The organism is Bacillus sp. FSL K6-6540 (assembly GCF_038007545.1).
Map to the genome: position 1 here is coordinate 363,775 of NZ_JBBOXH010000002.1, position 22,295 is coordinate 386,069.

The 22,295-nt window shown below is 43.2% G+C and carries 25 protein-coding genes and 2 pseudogenes; 6 read left to right on the forward strand and 21 right to left on the reverse strand.

From position 1 onward, the window contains the following. Positions 1–69: 69 nt before the first annotated feature. The 3 genes from chrS to chrA are packed head-to-tail and all read left to right on the forward strand — an operon-like array spanning position 70 to position 1,686. A complete protein-coding gene (gene chrS, locus MHH82_RS34205; protein WP_014478181.1) occupies positions 70–546 on the forward strand; it encodes a chromate efflux transcriptional regulator ChrS in 477 nt (158 codons plus the stop codon). A 13-nt stretch (positions 547–559) separates the two neighbouring features. After that, positions 560–1,153, forward strand: coding sequence for a chromate efflux transporter subunit ChrB (chrB, locus tag MHH82_RS34210; protein ID WP_072175606.1), 594 nt, complete (start codon positions 560–562; stop codon positions 1,151–1,153). Then, positions 1,150–1,686 (forward strand): chromate resistance efflux protein ChrA, encoded by a 537-nt coding sequence (gene chrA / locus MHH82_RS34215; RefSeq protein ID WP_029726023.1) that lies wholly within the window; start codon positions 1,150–1,152, stop codon positions 1,684–1,686. Before chrB ends, chrA begins: the two co-directional genes overlap by 4 nt. Positions 1,687–1,712: 26 nt before the next feature. Here the strand turns inward: chrA and MHH82_RS34220 are convergent, their stop codons facing one another. Continuing rightward, complete coding sequence (locus tag MHH82_RS34220) at positions 1,713–1,934, reverse strand: hypothetical protein (protein ID WP_032722655.1); 222 nt, start codon at positions 1,932–1,934, stop codon at positions 1,713–1,715. After that, positions 1,931–2,476, reverse strand: a complete 546-nt coding sequence (locus MHH82_RS34225; RefSeq protein ID WP_064911633.1) for a flavodoxin family protein — start codon at positions 2,474–2,476, stop codon at positions 1,931–1,933. The genes MHH82_RS34220 and MHH82_RS34225 overlap by 4 nt, the downstream gene beginning before the upstream one ends. A 122-nt stretch (positions 2,477–2,598) precedes the next feature. Here MHH82_RS34225 and MHH82_RS34230 point away from each other — a divergent pair, with 122 nt between their 5' ends. Further along, positions 2,599–3,480 (forward strand): LysR family transcriptional regulator, encoded by an 882-nt coding sequence (locus MHH82_RS34230; RefSeq protein WP_014481127.1) that lies wholly within the window; start codon positions 2,599–2,601, stop codon positions 3,478–3,480. 86 nt (positions 3,481–3,566) lie between these two features. Here the strand turns inward: MHH82_RS34230 and MHH82_RS34235 are convergent, their stop codons facing one another. The 15 genes and pseudogenes from MHH82_RS34235 to MHH82_RS34305 all read right to left on the reverse strand — a co-directional run bounded on the left by MHH82_RS34235 (position 3,567) and on the right by MHH82_RS34305 (position 14,911). Further along, on the reverse strand, positions 3,567–4,283 hold the full coding sequence (locus MHH82_RS34235; RefSeq protein ID WP_038829863.1) for an endonuclease V: 717 nt from the start codon (positions 4,281–4,283) through the stop codon (positions 3,567–3,569). A 109-nt stretch (positions 4,284–4,392) separates the two neighbouring features. Then, positions 4,393–5,042: pseudogene (locus MHH82_RS34240) on the reverse strand (hypothetical protein). Between the two features lie 76 nt (positions 5,043–5,118). Further along, positions 5,119–5,667, reverse strand: a pseudogene (locus tag MHH82_RS34245) (hypothetical protein). 35 nt (positions 5,668–5,702) lie between these two features. After that, on the reverse strand, positions 5,703–6,074 hold the full coding sequence (locus tag MHH82_RS34250; protein ID WP_072175607.1) for a hypothetical protein: 372 nt from the start codon (positions 6,072–6,074) through the stop codon (positions 5,703–5,705). Positions 6,075–6,182: 108 nt separating this feature from the next. Then, a complete protein-coding gene (locus tag MHH82_RS34255) occupies positions 6,183–6,689 on the reverse strand; it encodes a hypothetical protein (RefSeq protein WP_024572841.1) in 507 nt (168 codons plus the stop codon). Further along, a complete protein-coding gene (locus MHH82_RS34260; protein WP_072175608.1) occupies positions 6,686–8,662 on the reverse strand; it encodes a T7SS effector LXG polymorphic toxin in 1,977 nt (658 codons plus the stop codon). The genes MHH82_RS34255 and MHH82_RS34260 overlap by 4 nt, the downstream gene beginning before the upstream one ends. Before the next feature lie 18 nt (positions 8,663–8,680). Next, positions 8,681–8,941, reverse strand: a complete 261-nt coding sequence (locus tag MHH82_RS34265) for a YwqI/YxiC family protein (protein ID WP_003221757.1) — start codon at positions 8,939–8,941, stop codon at positions 8,681–8,683. A gap of 9 nt (positions 8,942–8,950) precedes the next feature. Next, the gene (locus tag MHH82_RS34270; protein WP_003242741.1) at positions 8,951–9,373 is read right to left on the reverse strand and encodes a YwqH-like family protein; all 423 of its coding nucleotides are present in this window, start codon (positions 9,371–9,373) and stop codon (positions 8,951–8,953) included. 216 nt (positions 9,374–9,589) lie between these two features. Then, positions 9,590–9,715, reverse strand: a complete 126-nt coding sequence (locus MHH82_RS34275) for a hypothetical protein (RefSeq protein WP_128441894.1) — start codon at positions 9,713–9,715, stop codon at positions 9,590–9,592. 50 nt (positions 9,716–9,765) lie between these two features. Beyond that, positions 9,766–10,551, reverse strand: coding sequence for a YwqG family protein (locus tag MHH82_RS34280; RefSeq protein ID WP_072175609.1), 786 nt, complete (start codon positions 10,549–10,551; stop codon positions 9,766–9,768). A gap of 200 nt (positions 10,552–10,751) precedes the next feature. After that, complete coding sequence (gene uglF / locus MHH82_RS34285) at positions 10,752–12,074, reverse strand: UDP-glucose 6-dehydrogenase UglF (protein WP_072173792.1); 1,323 nt, start codon at positions 12,072–12,074, stop codon at positions 10,752–10,754. Between the two features lie 194 nt (positions 12,075–12,268). Then, entirely contained in the window at positions 12,269–13,033 is a 765-nt protein-coding gene (locus MHH82_RS34290; protein WP_021480777.1) for a tyrosine-protein phosphatase, read from the reverse strand. A 48-nt stretch (positions 13,034–13,081) separates the two neighbouring features. Next, entirely contained in the window at positions 13,082–13,798 is a 717-nt protein-coding gene (gene ptkA / locus MHH82_RS34295; RefSeq protein ID WP_015714839.1) for a tyrosine-protein kinase PtkA, read from the reverse strand. Further along, positions 13,788–14,534: a protein-tyrosine kinase activator TkmA gene (gene tkmA, locus MHH82_RS34300; RefSeq protein WP_003227811.1), complete on the reverse strand. Its 747-nt coding sequence runs from the start codon at positions 14,532–14,534 to the stop codon at positions 13,788–13,790. Before tkmA ends, ptkA begins: the two co-directional genes overlap by 11 nt. A 233-nt stretch (positions 14,535–14,767) precedes the next feature. After that, positions 14,768–14,911, reverse strand: a complete 144-nt coding sequence (locus MHH82_RS34305; RefSeq protein WP_003242876.1) for a hypothetical protein — start codon at positions 14,909–14,911, stop codon at positions 14,768–14,770. A 203-nt stretch (positions 14,912–15,114) separates the two neighbouring features. On the opposite strand from MHH82_RS34305, the gene MHH82_RS34310 reads away from it, so the two are divergent. Beyond that, the gene (locus tag MHH82_RS34310; protein WP_340797438.1) at positions 15,115–16,725 is read left to right on the forward strand and encodes an SWIM zinc finger family protein; all 1,611 of its coding nucleotides are present in this window, start codon (positions 15,115–15,117) and stop codon (positions 16,723–16,725) included. Further along, complete coding sequence (locus tag MHH82_RS34315) at positions 16,712–19,480, forward strand: DEAD/DEAH box helicase (protein WP_064671494.1); 2,769 nt, start codon at positions 16,712–16,714, stop codon at positions 19,478–19,480. The genes MHH82_RS34310 and MHH82_RS34315 overlap by 14 nt, the downstream gene beginning before the upstream one ends. Before the next feature lie 125 nt (positions 19,481–19,605). On the opposite strand, the gene ywpJ is transcribed toward MHH82_RS34315, so the two are convergent. From ywpJ to ywpG, 4 genes are all read right to left on the reverse strand, one after another. Continuing rightward, positions 19,606–20,463, reverse strand: coding sequence for a phosphatase YwpJ (gene ywpJ / locus MHH82_RS34320; protein ID WP_041850436.1), 858 nt, complete (start codon positions 20,461–20,463; stop codon positions 19,606–19,608). Positions 20,464–20,468: 5 nt separating this feature from the next. Then, on the reverse strand, positions 20,469–21,245 hold the full coding sequence (gene glcR, locus MHH82_RS34325) for a transcriptional regulator GlcR (RefSeq protein ID WP_021480781.1): 777 nt from the start codon (positions 21,243–21,245) through the stop codon (positions 20,469–20,471). 224 nt (positions 21,246–21,469) lie between these two features. Continuing rightward, complete coding sequence (ssbB, locus tag MHH82_RS34330; RefSeq protein ID WP_014478203.1) at positions 21,470–21,811, reverse strand: single-stranded DNA-binding protein SsbB; 342 nt, start codon at positions 21,809–21,811, stop codon at positions 21,470–21,472. Positions 21,812–21,887: 76 nt separating this feature from the next. Beyond that, the gene (gene ywpG / locus MHH82_RS34335; RefSeq protein WP_003227796.1) at positions 21,888–22,271 is read right to left on the reverse strand and encodes a DynA interaction protein YwpG; all 384 of its coding nucleotides are present in this window, start codon (positions 22,269–22,271) and stop codon (positions 21,888–21,890) included. Between the last annotated feature and the right edge of the window lie 24 nt (positions 22,272–22,295).

Here is a 22,295-nt window from a genome sequence, read left to right on the forward strand (position 1 = left end):
ATTATTATTTCGATACGTAACTTTTATGATAAAATGATTGCTAAAAGGCTACGAAAGCAGGTGGAGCAATTGAGTCATGAATATCAAATCCCCAACCTTGTACTTGATGAGACTGATAAACAAATTCTCACGATTTTGCATGAAGAAGGCAGAATTTCTTATACGGATCTTGGCAAAAGAGTCGATTTGTCACGGGTCGCCGTGCAGGCCCGTATCAACCAATTAATTGAAGCCGGTGTGATTGAAAAATTCACCGCTGTCATCAATCCCGCTAAAATCGGCATTCATGTTTCCGTGTTTTTCAATGTCGAGGTAGAACCGCAATTTTTAGAAGAGGTCGCTCTTAAGCTTGAGGAAGAGCCTGCGGTCACCAGCCTTTATCACATGACAGGCCCGAGCAAGCTGCATATGCATGGGATCTTTGCCAACGATCAAGAAATGGAAGAATTTTTAACAAAACGGCTGTATCCATTGCGAGGCGTCGTCAGTGTTGATTGCCAGATGCTGATCAAACGATACAAAAGCCGTATGGGAATGAAGCTGTAAAGGAGAGAAACGAATGAAAAACCATCCTTATCGGGATATGACGGCCGCAATGGTTCGCACCGGCATATTAGGGTTCGGCGGCGGACCTTCCGTGATTCCGCTGATCCGCCATGAAGCGGTCAATAAATATAAATGGATTGACGATGATGAATTCGGAGAAATATTAGCAATCGCTAATGCGCTTCCCGGACCGATTGCCACCAAAATGGCTGCTTATCTGGGCTTTAAGCTAAAAGGCACATTAGGTGCAGTTGTGGCGACCCTCGCCCACATTCTGCCTACATGTCTTGCGATGGTGGGCTTGTTTGCGGCTGTAAATGTGTTAAGCCATTCAGCAATTGTTGCAGGTATGATTGGTGCCGTCACGCCGGTAATTGCGGTCATGCTCGGAATCATGGCGTACGAGTTTGGCCAAAAAGCGCTTAAAGGTTTCGGCTGGGTTACCGGCATCCTGTTTTTTATCATCGCTTTTATCGGCCTGCAAACTTTACAGATTAATCCCGGCCTGGTCATTATCATTTTCTTAACGTACGGGGCGTTTCATTTTAAACTGAAAGACAAAATCACAAATAAACATTCAAAAGATAAAGGAATGTCAGCCTCATGATATCGATCTATTTATTTATGGCGTTTTTTATCGCAAACCTACTGGGATATGGCGGCGGACCTGCGTCTATCCCGCTAATGTTTGAAGAAGTTGTAAACAGATATAGCTGGCTCTCAAACGATCAATTCTCAAATATGCTCGCACTTGCGAACGCTTTGCCGGGCCCGATCGCCACGAAAATCGCTGCGTATGTCGGCTACAGCGCAGGCGGGTGGCCCGGCTTCCTAATTGCCCTGATCGCAACCGTCGTACCGTCGGCGCTCGCATTGATCGTCCTGCTGCGCATCATCCAGCGCTTCCGCCAATCACCTGTCATCAAAGGCATGACGCTGTCCGTCCAGCCTGTCATCGCGGTCATGATGCTCATTCTTACCTGGCAAATCAGCGCAGACGGCATCAAAGCGATCGGCTGGATCCAATCGATCGTGATTGCGGGAATTTCGCTCCTTGCCATGACAAAATTCAAAATGCATCCGGCATTTTTGATTATCGCGGCGTTTTTATATGGGGGCCTTGTGATCCCTCATTTATAGAAAAAAGCACCTGGACAGGTGCTTTTTTATTTTGGCCCAGAAATGCCGTTTGATATGACAGCTGTTTCTTCTCCTGCGTCACTCTTGATGATGTGCTTGACTTGCAGCGTGGTTCCTGCCATTCTCACAGATTGCTTCAACTCGGACGAATTGGTTTCAACTTGTATCCAAACAGGAGGCTGGACCTTCCAAAATAAATAGAGTGCAAGAATCAGCAAGCCAGCAATGACCGACAGCAAAAACTTCATATCGCATCGCTTCTTTTCAGTAAGCGGCCCGCAGCGGACAGCGCCTGATGATCACGAAGAATATCGCCTGGACGATTGCCTTCTCCCAGCACATAGCCTTTAAAGGACATTCCCATAAAATGAAAAATATGTTCGAATTGCTGAATCAGCGGCAGCCCTTTTATTTTTGGATTGTCTCCGCCCACTGCTATTACATATGCCTGTTTCACTGACATTTGCTGTTTAAAATCAGGAAATCTCGGATCTCTCAACGTCTGTGACCAGCGATCAATAAACAGCTTTAATGTCCCTGACATGCCAAACCAATAAATTGGGGTGGCGAATACAAGAATATGGCACTGCAATATCCGTTCAATGATAGAATCGTAGTCATCTTGAACAGGACGAAAGCCGCCTTGGGCGTGACGCAGATCTTCAATTGGCTGAATTCGATATTTCTGCAAATAAATGTGCTCCGTATCGAATCCTTGAACAGCCTTCTCCGCAAGAACATCCGTATTTCCGCCAGACCGAGTTCCGCCGTTAATAACCGCAATTTTCATGATGCATCTGCTCCTTTGTTTACGAATGATTTTCTTCATCTTATAATGGATTCATCAATCAATACAGATGATTATTTCGATTAATCCAATCGCTAAAACCGATTTAGAAAGGAAGAGAACAAGTGGAATTGAAGCAGCTGATCACCTTTATTACGGCGGCAGAACATGTAAACTTCACCCTAACCGCCAAAATGCTTAATTATGCACAATCAAGCGTTACCTCTCAGATCAAATCACTTGAAGAAGAAATTGGGACGCCTTTATTTGAACGGCTCGGCAAGCGGCTTATCTTGACAGAAGCAGGAAAAACGTTCAAATCTTATGCACAGAAGATCATTGCGTTAACAGAAGAAGCGAAAATGGCCGCAAATCAAGTAAGAGAAACAACCGGAACCTTAAAAATCGGGGCGACGGAAAGCCAGTGCACATACCGCCTGCCGCCTATCATAAAAGAATTTAAACAGGCTTTTCCCCAAGTAAAGCTCATATTCAAACCATATATCTCCAATGAACAAGCGAAAGAACAGCTCTTACAGGGCCAGCTTGATATCACCTTCATCTTGGATGTAAACCGGATGGAAGACGCACTGCACGTTGAATCTTTGATTCAGGATGAGATCAAAATGGTGGCTGCTAATGACCATCCTTTTCCTGCGGATTTACCAGTAACATTGAAGGATCTTCAAAACGAAACTCTTCTGCTGACAGAGGACGGCTGCTCGTACCGCACGCTCTTTGAGAACAATTTGCATGACTCCGGTGTCTATCCTAACAAATTGGAATTCGTCAGCATAGAAGCCATCAAACAATGCGTGATGGCCGGACTTGGGATTGGAATCTTGCCTGAAATGACAGTAAAAGATGATATTGCAGCAGGCCGGATGAAAGAACTCAATTGGCAGAGCGATTGCCCCGTTTTCACTCAATTAGCATGGCATAAGGACAAATGGATGTCTGCGCCATTAAAGGCTTTTATCGATTTGACACGGAAAACATTCAAATAAAACCTCTCCACAAGGACGACAAGGTTTTTGAGACCAGGAAAGCACACACATACAAAAAAACACTTGATGACTTAGAGCCCCAAGTGTTACATGTGATTTTTCTGATAAAACGTTCGCAAAACATGCGTTTCAAGGTCAGCCAGGCGGACAGGGATTGGCAATCTGCTTTCTTGATTGATCAAGCTCATCGTGATCTGATAGCTGCTGTCTAAATCAATATAATTACCGCAAGACAAGAAAATAGGCTTCACGTCCCCCCGCGTTCGCAGCGCCCGGCCATATACCTCGCCGTCAATGAGAATATCGGTGTATGCACCGACTTCATTTTCAGGCATCACGAAATCATAGCCTTTGATTTTGAGATAGGTTTTCGCTATCCCAATCGTCGGCTTACCCAGAAAAAAAGCCGCATGGGTGGCAACGCCCATATGGTTGTAATGCAGATATCCGTTGCCATCAAACAAGAAGACATCCGGCTCCGTCTCCAGCTTTTTCGCCGCCTCGATGATCAAAGGCAGCTCACGAAACGCAAGAAAACCGGAAACATACGGTACGCTGATTTTCCCCATACTATGCACTTTTTCAATGACTTCTTTTGTATCAGCGTCAATCACGATAATACTGCACACTCCGTATGGTTCTCCGTTCTGCTCCCAATAGGCGAGATCGACGCCTGCGCAGGTGTTGATGGAGTTGGGATGGATCGTGTGGGATAGGTTGATACGATTTCTAAGGGATTGTTGTGTTTGAACAAAATCCGATTCATCTTTTAGATGAAAATCGTGTATTTGATGTATTTCCATTTTACTTGTTTCCCTCTCTTCGCGCTCAATTGTCCTGCATGTCGATTCTAGCAATGACACCAAATTATATCATTGAAAAAAGCAGATAGTATAATCTGCTTTTTTATTACTATTCATTTTTCATTTCTTTCATAAAAATATAATCCAATTGTTAATTAATTCTTTAAGTTCAGTACACATAATATCCTCTAAAGGATTTTCCCAATCTTCGTTTTTTATCAGTTCAATCCCATAGCTTCCGGCTGGATCACCTTCTGGGTACCACCCTACGTCAAGCAGCAAATTTTTTGTCTTATGAGAAATCTGCAGGAGATCTTGATTAAAGTCAAATAACCAAGCATCGTCATTTGCCTCTAGCGTCTTAGGATCAGTATCCTTTAATGTAATATAATCAACAGTCCAACCAGCCGGTATCTTTAGCCTTAAATAATTGGGAATCTGTTGGCTTAGTGGCTGCAAACCCTCTAAAACCCCGCTTCCCACACTCCAGATTTGATATTCTAACTCTTCTAATAATTGTTCTATCTCATTAAAAGACTCATCTTCATAAATCTTATCTGTTTTTAAGCCAGCTACTTTGATATGGTATTGATTATTTTCATAACTTACCTTAATAAAGGCCTTACGTTTTTCATTTTATAGTATTAGTAATTCACATTTTTCTTGCATTCTTTTTTCTGAACATAAATTGTTCAGTACTACAGACCAGCCATTACAGATTTTTAATGGCTGCAGTTGAGAAATATGGTCTCTTTCCATCCCGCTTCTCCTTGCACTCCATATTGTTATACTATCTATAAAAAAACATGCCGATGACAACACGGCATGTTTTTAACTATAGCAATTCTAATACATCAGTAAACAAGGCATCTCCTAATGTTAATCTCCTGTTGAAAGGCTGTATGCGGCAATTCACTCCACTCATACACAGTATCGTAGTAATCATATAAATAACTGAGTTCAATAAACCCTTTCTCTTGCATTATTTTATTAATATAGTTCGTTCCCTGAATGAATTCTAAAGATTCAGCGGTGCCTACAATATCATAAACGCCATCGATTAAATCGTGTCTTAGGGAATAACTATAATCTCATACATAAACAGGAACCAATTTAGATACTTTCATATTGATTTGCTGTTCTAAATGAATCCATTTTCCCCAGAAAGATCTTGCAAGTGGATATTGATTTCTCCCGAAGGATTGTTTAAATCTCTAACTTCAATTTTTTTCAAACCTTTTATTTGATTAAATTCATCAGGTACTTTTATTTTCTCTGCGCATTTGTTCTTGTACCATTCGTCTAATTCCCTATTCACAAATAGACGATGAAGCAACTCACCAATTTCAGGATATTCATTAATAAATCTGATTCCATGTTCCATAAATAGTAACCATTCCATCCTTTAATCAAGAAAATCTAAACTTCATTCCACCAAGTAGTTGTTACTTGTTTTAAATGATATTCAATATATAAAATCACTTTTTTATAGTCATCTGATGAAAATTCTTTAATAGGATTTTCCCAATCATTATCTTTGACTAGTAAAACCAGATAATTACCTTCAGGAGAAATGTCAGGAACCCAGCCTAAATCAAGCATTATTGAGGATTGTTCATGATAAAGCTGCAACAAACTGTCTGTGAACATAAACCAGGAATCATCATTCGGTTCTAAAGTTCTTGGATCTATTTCAACAAAATGATTATAATTTACTTTCCAACCTTGTGTTATTCTTAAGGGATGTATATTAGCTTTTGGAACATCTAATTTAATATGTTTTCTTACCATGAGAACCTCTGTCAGTAACTATTAATTTCCTAAACTTTATTTTTTATAAGGTTCAATGCTATAAATTCCGGTTCAATCTCCTGGGTGCACCCCAATTAAATACACTAATTATTCATCTTTAGGGGGTATAAAAGCGACTAATTGACCTTCAGGATATATACCTTTCCATCCACAAGGCCATCCGCCTGATTTATACACTTGAAACATTTTCTCAAAAAGATTGTCTTTATTACCGTTTACTAGACGATTGATTGCACATTTATACAGATCTGACTCTACTTCTTCAGCAATATCCCAAAAATCCATAGGAATGAAATCTTCAGAATAGTTATCATCAGAATTGAAAATATTCGACAATTCTTCATCTAATGTTTTTAAGTGCTCATCATTTAAAATTATACCCAACAACTGTCCGCTTTCATTTGATTTTACATCTTGCCAAACTACTTCAACTTCATCAGTATCTTGAGACCATGCTAATTGTTGCGCTATCTCAAAATCTTCTATAAGTGTAATATCAGACAAATTCCGATTATTATTCTTAAATAATTCTCCGTGTTTAATAAAGTCAATTACCTCTTTCACTAAATCACTATATTTACCGTAACTACTCATTTATTTAACCACCTTTCCCATAATTCCTCTGTAGCCCCCCCACCTCTTTGCCAAATAGGGAGCTTTTTGTTTTGACCCCTTTTATAAAATTTTTCTACATTTTTGATTTTCGATTTATAAAGAGGTATTCCTTTTTCTACCCCTAATTTTAGTTTTTGCTGTAATTCATAGACTTGTTGTTCTAAAATTTCAACACTTTCATTAATGTCCATTTTATTTAACTGTTTTTTTACAACATTATTATAAACACTATGATAACCTCTATGTCTAGACAAAGTACTTATTGCCTCTGCAGGGATTGGTAAGAAAATACCGTTCGATGCATGATTTGTTTCCATTCCAATTTTTTTAATTATAGGATGGTTATATAGTTCTCCAGGAATAATATGTTGGGCTTGGTATCCAGTCCATTTTGATGACCGCGGTAATCCCATAGATTCTAACAAGTTTTTCCCAAGTTCAGTTGAATCACTTTTTGTTGTATGACCCGGTCGTCCCGGTATTTTCCTCTTCTGCTCTATCATCGGACCCTTAGTGCCTTTACCACTACTCACCATCTTCACAACCCCAAGATCTTTCACAGCTTTCGTTTTCACATCAGCGTGAACAATTGGGAAAGTTGTCCCATCCGGTGTGACAGTCTTGCGGACACGAATTTTTACATTCGTCGGCACTTTGAATTCTTTTACTTGATCTAGAATCTTTCTCCCTTTTTCAACTTTTGCTACTTGTGGCGATTTAGCAAGCGGGATGCCTTTATCAATATGTTTCGCCAATGCACCAGCTCCAACCAAGCTCAATGCCGCTTCGAGCGCCCCTTGCTTCCGCTTCTCCTCAGACACTTTGTTTCCGAACATATCCCGGCCTGTGACGGCTTCTGAGAATCCGTTTGACGCAACAAGGCCGTATGCGCCCATTTCTGTCATTTTGAGAATGTCTAAGGATTTGCCTGTTTTGTAGGCGTCTAATGCGTGTTCAGCAGCGATAGCTGCTTTTCCGGTTTTGTAGATGGCTTTTCCGCCTTTGAAGGCCCGGCCTGCCCAGCCGACGACTGGTATGAATCCGGCAGCGGCCATAGCTCCTGCTGTCACACGCTCTGCGGTGGAGAGTTTTTCTCCGGTAACCGGATCAACGCCTTCGGTTGCTCTTTTATAATCATAATAGCCAGTGACTTCTCCAGTAAAGTTGCAAACTCCATCCCATGTTTTTTCGTACCACGGTTTGTTTGCTTCTTCCTCGGCTTTTTCCTGGAGCCGTCTTGCTTCTGCTTGCTGGGTTTTTGCATCGATATAGGTTGTTCCTTGATTTTCTACTTCAATGACGCTTTTGTAGACTTCATTGCTGTGGAAGGCTTTTTTGTCATAGTACATAGGGGATGCGCTCTTCCCATTGCTGGTGGCCTGCATGAGAACAGAATATTTGGTGAGCACTGCGTTGTCCAGAGATTCTAAATTTTGATATTCAGTGGTCAGGGATTCATCAAGCTTATCGACAGCTGTGATTGTATCACGTCTGATTTTTTGGGCATCGCCCATCTTATCTGCATAGTCGTCAAGCGTGTACATGTCGAGATCAATAATATCGCTGATGCCTGACAAAATAGAATCGATTTCTTCTTTATGAGCGGAGACAATCTCTGAGGCTTTCAGGTCTCCATTGGGCAGCTCATGATCCAAAAAAGAAGTTTCCACATATGAATCATTCAGTTCTTGATCTTTAATATCTCCTGAAATGCCGTTTAAAAACGCAATTTGAGCAGAGACAAGCGTCAGCCAGCTGTCTACGATTTCTGCCTGTCCCTGAAAAAAATCTTTAATATTGTCCGCGCCATTTCCTTTAAAATTATCGCCTAAATCGGCAACTCCCTGAAACGCTTTTTTCAGCGTATTCAGCTGCTCTTCAAGCGTCTCATATTGCTTTTTTCTGCTCTTCGCTTCTTCGATTAAAGATTTTGATTCAAATACTTTACTCATCGCACTGCCCTTTCTGTTCTATTTTACCGCTATCGCCTCGTCCTGCTCTTTGAGTGAATCTACGTTATCCTTTGTATCCTCGATATTTTTCTGTACCGCTTTTTTGTAATCTCCGAGCATGGTTTTGATGTTCTCCTCACGCTCATGGTATTTTTTCGTATAATCGAGGCTGTTTTTTCCGTTGGATCCTGCGGCGCCGATTGATACGTCAGCAAGCGCATCTTTGACAGAATCTAATGTTTTGATGACTGTGTCGTACTTCAGCTTAATTTCTGACATAAAAAAAGATCACCACCATTTTAGTTTACTAATTGTATTTCCGACTTCTTCCGCGAACTCTTCTCCCTTTTTAAGAAGATCTGCTGCACCATTTGCTATGAACAATTCCGATGCATATTTAGCTTTATCCCATTCAAGATCAAAAATTTTCCCGTTAATCGAAGCCATATACTCGTTATATTTATCATTCACAATCTTAGATGCTTCCGATTTCGCCTCTTCTCTTCCCTTGTCGAAATCATCGGCTTTTGTTCCCGTCCAATGCTTGCCCAATTCCGGTTTCACAATTTCTTTGATTTCAGTGATTGCCTCTTCTTGCAGTGTGTCTATGTCCTTTTTTGCTTTTTTCAGCTTTTCGATCTTGTCTTCCACGTCGGAAATTTTTCCGTTGAGCGAACTTTTGATATCCGCTAGCATACTTTCATAACCCATCTGAATCACCTCTTAATACTCAAAAAGTCGTATGGAGGGGCTGATGAAGATAGACTTTTCCATACTTTATTTCCATATATTATATTTTAAAATAGCCAGAAGGCGGCTTAAATAGGGTAAATGGCTTAATTTAGGCATATAACGCTCTTGGAATGTAGGTATTTGATCTTGTTTTTGTTCGTTATACAGTTAATGAAAACGTTTTATAAAATAAAATCACCTAAAGTCATAGTTAAAAAGGCACTTGAAAGAGACAGATGCTGTTGATCTGCCTCTTTCGGCGCTGAGCTTATTGTTCATGTTTATGTTCTTCATCTGGTCGGCCATGTCTGATTTTGTCATTTGGCTTCTATTATCCCCCCCCTTCTGACCCTTTGGATCAAAAGCTTGTATTAGCTGCAGTCCCAGTTGTACAGAACGTTTGAAAAGTCTTTTTTCCTTAGATCGTCAGGTGTGATGAAAAAATTGGCGATGCCTACGTCTCCCCACATTGAATCGATATCATCGTCTGAATCAATTTGTAAAAGCATGATGGTGTGTTCTTTATATGCGTATTCCCGTGGATCATGCTGGGTAAAAGAAGCGTATCCGCCGATTTTATGGCCAAATCCGTTTTCAGCCAGTTCATTATAAATGTCTTCTTCATCCTCGCCGAACTGACCAAAGAACTCCATTGTTTCCATGCCCGTATACTGCTCAAATTGAAAATCTGTAGGCAGCACCCATTCCGAAGATTTCACAGGCTCGACTGCCGCTTCTGATAAAATCGGAAAATCACATTCGCCTGTGCCAATAAATGAAAAATCAGAAACAAGCTCGTCATCGTTTTCTACGATATTTTCAAAATAGATCACTCTGAAATTCTTTTGTTCACATCGATCGTCAAAATTCAATCCATAGACGTCATCATGAACAGAAATGTAGAACTGCAGGATACCTGAAGAAGGGTAGCCGTCAAGCTGGGGAATTTGCGAGAAATTAATCTGCGCCAGAAGCTTCATCGGCTGTCCATTTTCGTCAGTCGGATATGTTTCATGCTTGGGGAAATAGGGATCACCGGCAATTTTGCTGTCATATCGTCCTGTTTTCCCTTTTCTCACATTCAGTTTCACGTATTCTTTCGCTGATTTCTCCAGCAAGTCGCGGTACGGTCTCATTTTTTCGGGCAGATGATTCATCAGATTCTCTCCTTTTCCGGCATCTCCAAGGTTTTATTTTCTGGTTTTCTTCGTTTCTTCTAATGTTTTTCAAACGATTGTTTAAAGAAGCCCTACTTCTGTATAATTTTCCAAACAATAGTTAAATAGTAGCAAATGTATTCAGCACCCCGCAATAGATGAAAAAAAAGACTGGTGCGCAACCAGCCTTTCTTTTTCAACTATTGAATTGCACCTGACGGAACAACCGCCTTCCGTCCGACAGAATAATACTCCACTCCTGAAGCCAAAGCCTCATCCAATGTGTAGCAGTTTCTGCCGTCAAATATGAGCGGCGTTTCCATCAAATCCTGATAAGCCGCTAACGGAAATTGTTTAATGTCAGCCCAGTCGGTTAAAATCATGACGGCGTCAGAACCTTTGACAGCTTCCTCGATCGTCTCTTTATATTCAACAGCTTGCGGGAGAACATGCTTTGCATGGCTAACTGCAATGGGATCGTAGGCTCTAATACGGGCGTCGAGCGCAGCGAGACGGTCTGCAATAACAATTGACGGCGCTTCTCTCATATCGTCGGTATTCGGTTTAAATGACAGGCCTAAAAGGGCAATCGTTTTTCCCGTCACCCCGCCGAGCCTGTTCAGCGCTTTATCAACCAGCATCGCCTGCTGATTGTTGTTGACTTTGATAACCGATTTCAGCAGTTCAAAATCATGCTCGACATTGCCGGCAATTTGCACGAGGGCGTTTGTGTCCTTTGGAAAACAAGAGCCGCCGTAGCCTATGCCCGCTTTCAAAAACTGGCTCCCGATCCGCTTATCCTGTCCCATCCCGTACGCGACTGCTTCAATATCGGCGCCGACCTTTTCACATATATTCGAAATTTCGTTTATAAAACTGATCTTAGTGGCCAGAAAAGCATTTGAGGCATATTTGATCATCTCGGCGCTTCTGATATCCGTTTGGTATATCGGGATTTGAAACGGACGGAAAAGCTCCTCCAGCGTATTTGCTGTTTTCTCATCGGCCGTCCCGATCACGATCCTGTCACCATGAAAGGTATCATAGATCGCCGACCCCTCACGCAAAAATTCCGGATTGGATGCGACCGAAATACTGACAGGCTCCGCTAGATGTTCAGTGATCAGTCCATTAATCAAATCGTTTGTCCCAACGGGCACTGTGCTTTTCGTTACCACGACTGTATCTCGTTTGACATGCTTTGCGATGCGTTTGGCCGCATCTGTAATTTGCTCCAGATTGGCGTGCCCGTCGCTTTTCTGCGGTGTGCCGACCGCTATAAAAATGATGTCTGCCTGTGCCAAGCCTTTCTCATAGCTCGTTTCAAAGTTCAGCCGTCCATCAGCTGTATTTTTTCTCATCAGCTCTTCAAGACCTGGTTCAAATATGGGGGAAATGCCCTTTCTCATTTCATCAATCTTGTGAGCGTCAATATCAATGCAGGTTACATGATGTCCAATCTCAGAAAGAGAAACACCTGTCACAAGACCGACATAGCCTGTTCCGATGACTGTTATATTCATTGTTTCCCTCCAACAGTTAAATTGCTGCTTTGCAGCTTCCGTAATATCGTATGAGAACATCCTATCATGAATGCGAATGATCTCCCGCATAGCCTGTCGGGTACAGCCTGTACAGATTTCTGAAATGTGATTCAACCATACAATACACTATTATATCGCTCTCAAAAAGAAAGTGGTGAAATGAGAATCGGCTGTTAAAAAAGACCAAACAATTTTCTTCTTTTGACCGGTTGCGGAGGCTGTCTGAAGATGGTCTGATTCCGCAGGAGAAGCTCTGCATTTTCCGTCAGCATATAAGGAAGTTCCGAGCCGAATTCTTTCTCTAGAACATAAAGAGCCTCTTGAGTGTGAAAATTTCTCGTTTTCACATTATGGGCATCTGAGGCTACGAAATGGATCAAATTGGCTTCAACCAGCCGGAGAGAAAATGCTTTCAGCTGCTTGCCGAAGGTCCCCGCAAGACTTCCTGAAGTAATCTGAGATGCTGCTCCTTTTTCCACAAGATGATACAGCAAAGACGGGTTTTCGCGAATTTCCCTGTTGCGTTCAGGATGGGCGATAACCGGAATATATCCTTTCAGCTGCAAATCATAAAAAAGCTGCTCCGCATATCGGGGAACGTGATCAAACGGAAACTCAATCAAGATGTGTTTTGTATCATTCAGCGAAAGCAGCTGCTGTTTGGCAAGGTCTTGTTCCACCTCGCCGTAGATTCTGATTTCCTGTCCCGGAAGCACATGTAAAGGAATGTCTTCTTTGATTAAACGTTTGTTTAACTGATTTGCTGCTTCTCTGACTGCGGCTGGCTCGTTTTTATACACACCGTTGTTATGATGAGGTGTCGCAATGATCGTCCGGATTCCCTGACGAACAGCGGCTCTTGCCATTTCTATGCTGTCGGCCGAATCACCTGCCCCGTCATCCAATGCGGGAAGAATGTGACAGTGAATATCGATCATGTCCTAGCCCCCTTTTTTCGCAAAAATAAATAACGGGCACGATGCACGTTATTTATTTTGCATGAAATTGTCCTTGTTTCCGTAATATCCGTATTCAGAGTGCTTCGAAAGCTTTTTGCCGTTCATAATCGCCCCAAGGAGCTTGCTTTTGCACGTTTCAAGCGCCTCTTTCGCTTTTGCGGCTTGTTCTTTTTCTGTTTTCCCACTTGAAATAACCAGAACAGAACCGTCTGCCACGTTGCCTAAAATCTGTGCATCTGCTACGGCAAGAATAGGCGGCGTATCAAAAATGACCATATCATATGCCGCACACGCTTCGTATGCAAGCTCCTTCATCCACTTCGAGGAGAGAAGCTCGGCCGGGTTTGGCGGGATCGGGCCGCTCGTCAGCACGTCAAGATGTTTTTCATTCGATGCTTGTACAGCCTGCTCCATAGAGCTTTTCTTTAATAAAACAGATGTTAAGCCAACCGTATTTTCAAGAAAAAAGGCCGTATGTACTGTTGGTTTTCGCAAATCAGCATCAATCAGGAGCACTTTTTTTCCCTGTTGGGCGAATACGACAGCCAGATTGGCGGCCGTTGTTGATTTTCCTTCCCCCGGACAAGCCGATGTAATCATGACTGATTTCATTTGCCGGTCCACTGAAGCAAATTCTATATTCGTGCGAATCGTCCGATATTGTTCAGAGTTCAAGGATTTCGGCTCTGTCATTGCAATGACATTTCTCCGCATCCGCGAGTCTCTGCTTTTTCTAAGCGCCAAAATGTCCACTCCCCGTTTTTTCAGATTGGAAACCCTGTAAGGTCTTTGCTGTTTTCTGCTCATTCGCAATGGTGGAAACTGTCCCTAAAACAGGTATGTCCAGCAAGGATTCGAGCTGCTCTTCCGATTTGATCGTATTATCCAAATGCTCAAGCAGGAAGGCCAGTCCGATGCTTCCCGCCAATCCGGCCGCAAACGCGATGGCAATGTTTAGAAGCGGCTTTGGCGATACAGGGGACGGATGTTCTGAGACCTCGGCTTTTGACAGAATGCTGACATTGTCAACATTCATAATAGATGTGATTTTGTCTTGAAAAACAGATGCTATAGTATTGGCAATATGAGCCGCTGTTTCCGCGTTTTCATCCCTGACTGATATGTTGACCACTTGGGAGTCCTGTTCGCTGGATACGGTAATTTTGTCATTCAGTTCTTGGGATGTCATCGACAGGCCCATTTCTTTAATGACTTCATCTAAAATGGCAGGGCTCTTAATGATGACATTGTACGTATTGATTAACTGAAGATTGGTTTGGACATCGTTAAATTGGACTTCTTTTCGTTCATTTTTCGATTGGTTGACCAGAATCTGAGTTGAATTTTCATAGATGGGTGTAAGTGCGAAGAAACTAATGAGTCCGCCGGCAGCAGTGGCAGCCGCGGTTACAATCATAATCAAAAGTATGCGTTTTGTTAACGTTGATAATATCTCTTTTAAGCTTGTAGATTCTCCCATGATACCTCCAAATCTCTTATAACATCCTTTTCCATCTACGATTATACAACGTTGAAACCGCATTTCTCCAGCTTTTCACGTGACATAATTCGACATTTTTTTACAATGCGTTATGTTAGTACTTTTTATGTAAGCGCTGTATTTACTGTGTTGACAGTGCTGTCTCATTTTCTCTTATTCGTGCAGTCACATCATCTCGCATAAAAAAATCCCGCTAAAGGCGTGCGGGATTTTTATGTTGCATATCCATTTTTAATATGAGAAATCAAATTTTCAAGCATTTCCTTCGTCGTCATCTCAGATGACTGCTCACCAATTTCATGTGCATGCATCAAAATTTTCAGAAATTCTTCTTGATTCAATTTCTTTTCACTCATCTTTTTATTCCTTTCAGCTTCCATTAAGTTGAAAACACGATTATTATATGATGCTGGTTATCAATTTGCAATCTCTAATACATCATTCGACACATCCCATTTTTTATGTCCTTTTTTAGGAAAAACTTTTTAAGGCCGATGTGTTGCGATATAATAGAGAAATTGGATCTTTTTATTACGTGACTCGGTTAGGAGCGATAATCATGCTTCAGAATATGATTTCCAAAGACGATGTGCTGGCATCTGCTGAACAGTTAAAAGAACTTCTTCCTTACAATGAGGAAAATGTTCAGCTGATCAAAAAAGCCCTTATTTTATATCGGCAGGATTCAGTCTATCGTTTACAAGCAGTGAGTCCGACGGAAGTTACGGCTTACGTGCAGGATGTTGTGCCTGTGCGGGTCACATTGAACTTGTTTGTCATAGTCAAAAGCGGCTGTTCATGTCCGTCCGGAAGAATCTGCCGCCATATGCTGGCTGTGTTTTTATATGTATATGCAATGTTCGAGCGAGTGGGTACTTTTACAGAGTATTGGCTCGAGAGGGAAAAGCTTGAGGAAAGCAAAGAGCTCGTCCGCCGCCAGTTTCAGGAAAAGGTGCTGCCTAATGAAGAATCGCTTTCAAGCTGGCTTGCTTTTTTTGATTCAGAGTTTTCTCTCTGGCAGGCACGTACGTCAGAAGGCAGCCAAAACATGCAGGGCCTCTATTACGGCTACCTGTCCGCATTAAAAAAACATGCGCCGAACAAGCCGGAGCTGAAAAGCCTGTACCAGATTCATTCCGCGATTGCGGTTTGGCTTCGCATGTTCACATTGATTGAAGCGGGCAAGCTGAACCCCGAACAAGATTTTTATTCCCTCAATCCGTACGTTGAACAGCTGATGGATACAATCTACAGCTCTATTGATAAATTAAAAACGTACGCGCTGTCTTTTGCGCTTGATCCGTTTTTGGATAAAACACCGGATGTTATCCGACCTTTGCTGTTGAAAGAAGAAATTTTCCAATATGAACGCATCCGCGTCTTCGGTGAAATTTGGAGTGCGCTGCTGTCGCGGCCAAAATGGGTGGCACGCGAACAGGAGATATTGAAAAAAGAAGCAGGACGGCGTTTTTCTCCCGAATTGCAATTCGGGCGCCTGCATTTAGAATTCCTGCAAAAGAATGATGACGTTATTTTTGCGGAAGCGGATCAATTCCCGCCGGAAGCGCTCCCTTATATATTCCAATGGCTGAGTGAAATGACTGCCAAGAAGGACTGGAAACGGCTTAAAACATGGTACCAGCAAATTGAACCAATTGCGATGGGTTATACGAAGCTGGATAAGCCGTTTAAAGAGATTCGCGATGTGATCGGCGAGCTGTTCCTTCTGTTGAATGCCTATGTGAAGCAAACCAATGATCAAGCGCTGTTTGAACGCTTTGCCGCGGGCTGTCTGCCGTATACGTTCACAGAATACAGCCATCATTTATATGAAAAAAAACGCTATGCCGAGTGGATTGAAATTCATAGCCTTGTCGGCTTTTCCATCAATGAAATGGATAAAATGATGCTCAAGGAAATTGCAGCGAGCGACCCTGAGGCGCTTATACCGGCTTACCATAGAGAAGTGGCTTTTTTCATTGATCAGAAGAACCGCAGCTCGTACAAGGAAGCCGCCCGGTATTTGAAAAAATTGCGCACCCTGTACAAAAAAGCGAAAAAGCAGAAGGTGTGGGAGCGGTATATTCAGCTGCTGAGCTCGCATTACAAGCGCCTGCGTGCGCTTCAAGAAGAACTGCAGAAAGGAAAGTTGATTGATGGCGAGTCTTAAAGAAATTCTCATCCACGTCGAACAAATGGAAGATGGGTCATTTACGCTCTCAGCCTTTGATGAGAATGAGCAGCCTCTTCCCTACAACCATATGAAAAAGCATTTGTTCCAATGGCATGAATCCTCATTTTACGGAACCTTTCTAGAGGATGTCAGCTTCATCGGGACGACTGCTGTCCTGCTATCTCCATGGATGACTGTAGAGCTTCTCGGCAAAAACTCGTTCAACTCATTCAGCTCCGTGCAGCTTACAGAAGAAACGGAGCCGCTGATCGAGGCGGCATCGACCATCTATGAATTTATCGCGGACGGCGATTTTATGCCTGACTATGACGCATGGACAAACGGTGTTTTTCGCTGGAAGGACCGCGATAATATACTGGAGGGCTTTACTGCGGAATGGTTTTCCGCTGCCGTACAGGATTACATCCAGTACGACGATGACCTGCGGGAGAAATGGGAACATATCAAGGAGAAATCGCCTGCGGTTACGACATTCCGCGGCCATTTTCTTGATGAAGAGGATTTTCTGGAAGGCATTGGCTGGATTGACGACCAATCTCCATTTACTGTCGGCTTGCGCTTAAATGAACCGGACTTTGACGGAGACGAATGGAAGATCGAGATGTTTTTACGCGATAAAAAGAGCGGTGCTGTAGAATTCTTTGACGGACTGAAGAGCCTCAAAAAATCGTGGCAGGCGTACAGCGATAAAATCGCGCGTGAGCAGGACCGCTTTCACAGAACGGTTCCGTGGCTGTCGTTTGATTCCGGGACAACGCTGATCTCGGAGGAAGAAGCCTGGATCTTCCTGTCAGAAGCAAGTGAGGCGCTTGTCGATATGGGGGTAGAAATCCTCCTGCCGTCCTGGTGGCAGATTGTCAGAGACAGCAACATGATGCTGAAAGCAAAGGTGTCGTCCTCCCCGCGCGGCGAGTCATTTGTCGGCATGAATGCACTGCTTGATTTTAACTGGCGGTTTGCGACAAATGGAATTGAACTGACTGAGGCTGAATTTAATGAGCTTGTCGCCAGCAACAGGCGCCTTGTTAATATCCGCGGGCAATGGGTTAAAATCGATCCGCAGTTTATCAAACAGATGAAACGCCTGATGGAAAAAGCAGAATCAGAGGGACTCCACATGTCTGATATTCTGGCGCGTGAGCTAATGGATCAGCAGGATGGCGGACTTGAGGATTCGGATCTGATTGATACATCCGCTTTCGCCGGCATTCAGTTTGATCTGTCTAAACAGCTCAGGTCACTGATTCGAAAGCTCACTGCCGCGGAAAACCTGCCGGAGCACGAAGTCAGTCCTTCTTTCAAAGGAACGCTCCGCCCTTATCAGAAATACGGCATGAACTGGCTGCTGTTTCTGCGGGAAAGCGGTTTTGGCGCCTGTCTGGCTGACGATATGGGGCTTGGGAAAACGATTCAAATGATCGCCTATTTCCTTCACGTGAAGGAAATAGGCCGGCAAAAAACGCCTCATTTGATTATTGCGCCGACATCCGTACTTGGCAACTGGCAGCGGGAGCTTCAAACCTTTGCCCCTGATCTGTCTGTCGCGCTCCATTATGGGCCGCGCCGGCCAAAGGGTGATGATTTCGCCGCGCATTATGAAAACGCAGACGTGGTGCTCACTTCATATGGACTGTCACATGCCGATACTGAAGAGCTTTCTTCTGTGACATGGAACACGATCTGCCTTGATGAAGCGCAAAATATTAAAAACGCGCATACGAAGCAGTCACGCGCAATCAGGAAGCTGAAGGGTCTTCACCATATCGCGCTGAGCGGCACGCCGATGGAAAACCGACTGACGGAGCTGTGGTCTATTTTTGACTTCATGAATAAAGGCTACCTCGGCAGTTTGACCGGCTTCCATAAACGCTATGTGCTGCCGATCGAAAAAGACCGGGACGAAAAGAGAATCGGACAGCTTCAGCAATTAATCCGGCCATTCCTTCTCCGCCGGACGAAACGGGATGAAGAGGTCGCGCTTAATCTTCCTGAGAAGCTGGAAGAAAAAGAATTTATCCCGCTGTCAGCCGAGCAGGCATCCCTTTATGAGCAGCTCGTCAAAGACACTTTTGACCATATGACATCCCTGACCGGCATGCAGCGAAAAGCACTGATCCTCAGCATGCTTGGACGGCTTAAGCAAATATGCGATCATCCCGCGCTTTATTTAAAGGAAGAGCAAACCGAGCTGCTGGCCGGCAGATCAGTCAAGCTCGAAAAATTGCTGGAACTGATGACAGCGATCCGCGCCCAAAACGAAAGCTGCCTGATTTTCACGCAATACATTCAGATGGGGAACATGATGAAGCGGCTGCTTGAAAAAACGTTCGGGGAACCTGTGCAATTTTTAAATGGGAGTCTCTCCAAGCAAGAGCGGGATACACTCGTTGAGAAATTTCAAAGGAAAGAATATCCGACACTGATTCTTTCACTCAAAGCTGGAGGCACCGGACTTAATTTGACCGCCGCCAATCACGTCATCCATTATGACAGATGGTGGAACCCGGCGGTTGAAAATCAAGCGACTGACCGTGCATACCGCATAGGCCAGGAGCGCTTTGTCCACGTTCATAAAATGATTACGACGGGAACAATCGAAGAAAAAATTGATGTCATGCTTGAATCCAAGCAAACCCTGAACGATCAAATTATCCAAAGTGAAAACTGGATTACCGAGCTTTCCACACAGGAGCTCGAAGAACTGTTTACATTAAGCGCAACAGCGCAATAATCATGACTAAAAAAGCTGGCTCTAAAAGAGCCAGCTTTTTTCCGTTCATAGCCGTCACGCCGAATTTCCAAAAAATCCGTTACGCCGGTTATCAACAGGGTGCGCTTTTGTGGCAGCACATATACTTACAACAAATGTTTCATCATATGTGCGACACCGTGTTCGTCATTGGTTAAGGTGACAGCATCGGCTATCGATTTGATGTCTTCCCGGGCATTGCCCATCGCTACACCTTTTCCCGCAGCCTCCAGCATCGATTTGTCATTTAAACTGTCACCTACAGCAGCAGTTTCCTCGAGCGGAATATTCAGCTGTTTTGCAAGCCTCTTCAGCGCCTGCCCCTTGGAAGCTTTGCGGGAAGAAAGCTCAAAGTTGTGCTCAGCCGAACTGACAAGCGTCAAATCTTCGGCATGCTCATATCTTTTCCAGCCTGCCTCAAGCTTTTCTTTGAAGAAAGAAAAGCCGAGAATATTGTAAAAATCGATTGGCTCATCGGCTTCAAACAGCTCTTGAAAGGAGTTAATGTAAGCAAAGCCCGATTGGCTGTATTGCACCTCGGCCGCCTGCTTAAGGACAGAAAGATCCGCTTCCGGATTTGCGCTTCTGAATCTGTCCAGCTCAACATCAAGAAGTTCTCTGCCGTTTTGCGGCGTATAAATCGCTGAACCTGTGAATACCTCATAATAATAGTTTTCCGACTCAAGCCATGAGAGAATGTCATACGCCCGTTTCTTATCAATCGTTTCGTGATGATAAAGCCTACCCTCGGGATCGTGAATGACGGCGCCGTTCGCACTGATGACCCATGTTTTGATCCCCAGCGGTTCAAAGATTGACATGACGTCAAAATGAGCGCGCCCAGTTGACACCACCACCTCAATACCGTTCCGCTGCGCCTGCCGCAGTGCGTTTTCATTTTCCAAGCTTACCTGATGCTTGCTGTTGAGTAAGGTTCCATCTAAGTCAATCGCAATTAATTTCACGTTTGTCAGTCCTTTCCTTCATCCTGCTCTGTCACGAGAAGCTCAACGCCGTTTCGGTCAAGCAAGTCACAAAATGCCTGATTCGGCAGCCTGTCTGTAATCAAAAGGTCGATTTCATTCAGCTCCGCATACTGATAAAAACTGGTGCTGCCCAGCTTCGAATGATCTGCAAGCGCGATGACCTGCTTTGCCTGCTGTATCATTTTCCGCTTCACCATGCCATCCTCTTCATGCGCAATTGTAATGCCATGTTCGGAAATACCGACCACACCAATCAGCGCTTTATCAACATGGTAGCTTGAGAGCTTTTCAATCACAGAGGACCCGTACAGAAAGCGGTGCTCCTTTTCCAGCTTGCCTCCCAGCAGATAAATTTCAATTCCCTCTTTATCGGACAGCACATCCGCAAGATTAATCGAATTGGTGATTACCGTACAATCAACCGCATTCAAATGCTTTGCACATGCCTGAACAGTTGTAGAGGCGTCTAAAATCACCCGGTCACCATCATGAATAAGCGATGCTGCAAGCCTGCCGATCTTATTTTTTTCCTTAGACACTGTTTTCAGGCGGCCGGAATAGCTTTGAATTTTCTGATGCACAGTCGGCAAAATGGCGCCGCCTCTTGTGCGGATGATGGCATTCTGTTCCTCAAGTTTCACAAGATCTCGTCGCGCTGTATCCCTTGACACTTGCAGGAGCGTACAGATCTGCTCCGTTGTAATTCGGTTATGCTGTTTTAAAAAATCCAAAATCGCTACTAATCTTTCTTCTTGGTACACGCCCTCATTCCTTTTCTCAGCAATCATTTATAAGCAATTATAAGTTTTTATTTAATTTTATTCAATATTAATAAGTGATTTTAAGTAAAAATGCGTCGAGAGAACCAATTTTTCCTAAGTGGACAAAAAGAAAGAACCAGTCTGGTCGACTGGTCAATTTTGAGGGGATGATGCGGAGATCCGGATAATAGTGAATGGATAGATAACGGGAGGAGCAGGGGGTGTCAATCAGCAGCTTTTTCCCGGGGTTTAGGGTCCATAAAACGAACAGTGTCAGCCAACACTTCTGTTACATACACGTTAACGCCTTCCGCGTTTTCATAGCTTCTTGTCTGAATCCGTCCGCTTACGCCGACGAGAGAACCTTTTTGGCAATACAACGCCGTGTTTTCAGCTGTTTTTCTCCAAAGTGTGCAATTGACGTAATCAGCTTCGATTTCACCTGAAGCATTCTTGAAGCTGCGGTTCACCGCGAGCGTAACATGTGCAACTGCCGCACCGGCGGAAGTGTAGCGAAGATCAGGATCTTTTGTAAGACGTCCGACAAGCATGACCTGATTGAACATGCGATTCCTCCTCTCCTTGCGGTTGTATGTATTGTAAATGATGCAACAAGAAAAGAAAAACGCTTAAAAATGGCTTTCAGCCTCTGTTTTTATCTTTCGTTTTCATTTTTCCTTCAGCTAAAAACATCTTTTGCTTCTTTCCTTTGAAGAAATATGTACTTTTTAAAAAACGGAAAAAGATTTGCTTTGTCAGCCAGTTTTGCGTATTCATGCGCACATAGGAAGAGCCATCCCACGCAAACCACTGAAAGCTCAATTTTTTTTCCGGCATTGACAGCTTGATTTTATACTGCTCCATGCCATCTTGTGTTTCGTATAAAAAACTTATTCTTCCTTTTTTGTTCAGATGAACCTCAAACACTTCTTTACGGCTTAACATATATGTTACTTCCTTTTGAATCAAATGACTTTCAGAAGGAACGCCGTCAATATAAATTTCTTTTAAACGAAATTGATTCATACCACATCTCTCCGTAATCCATAG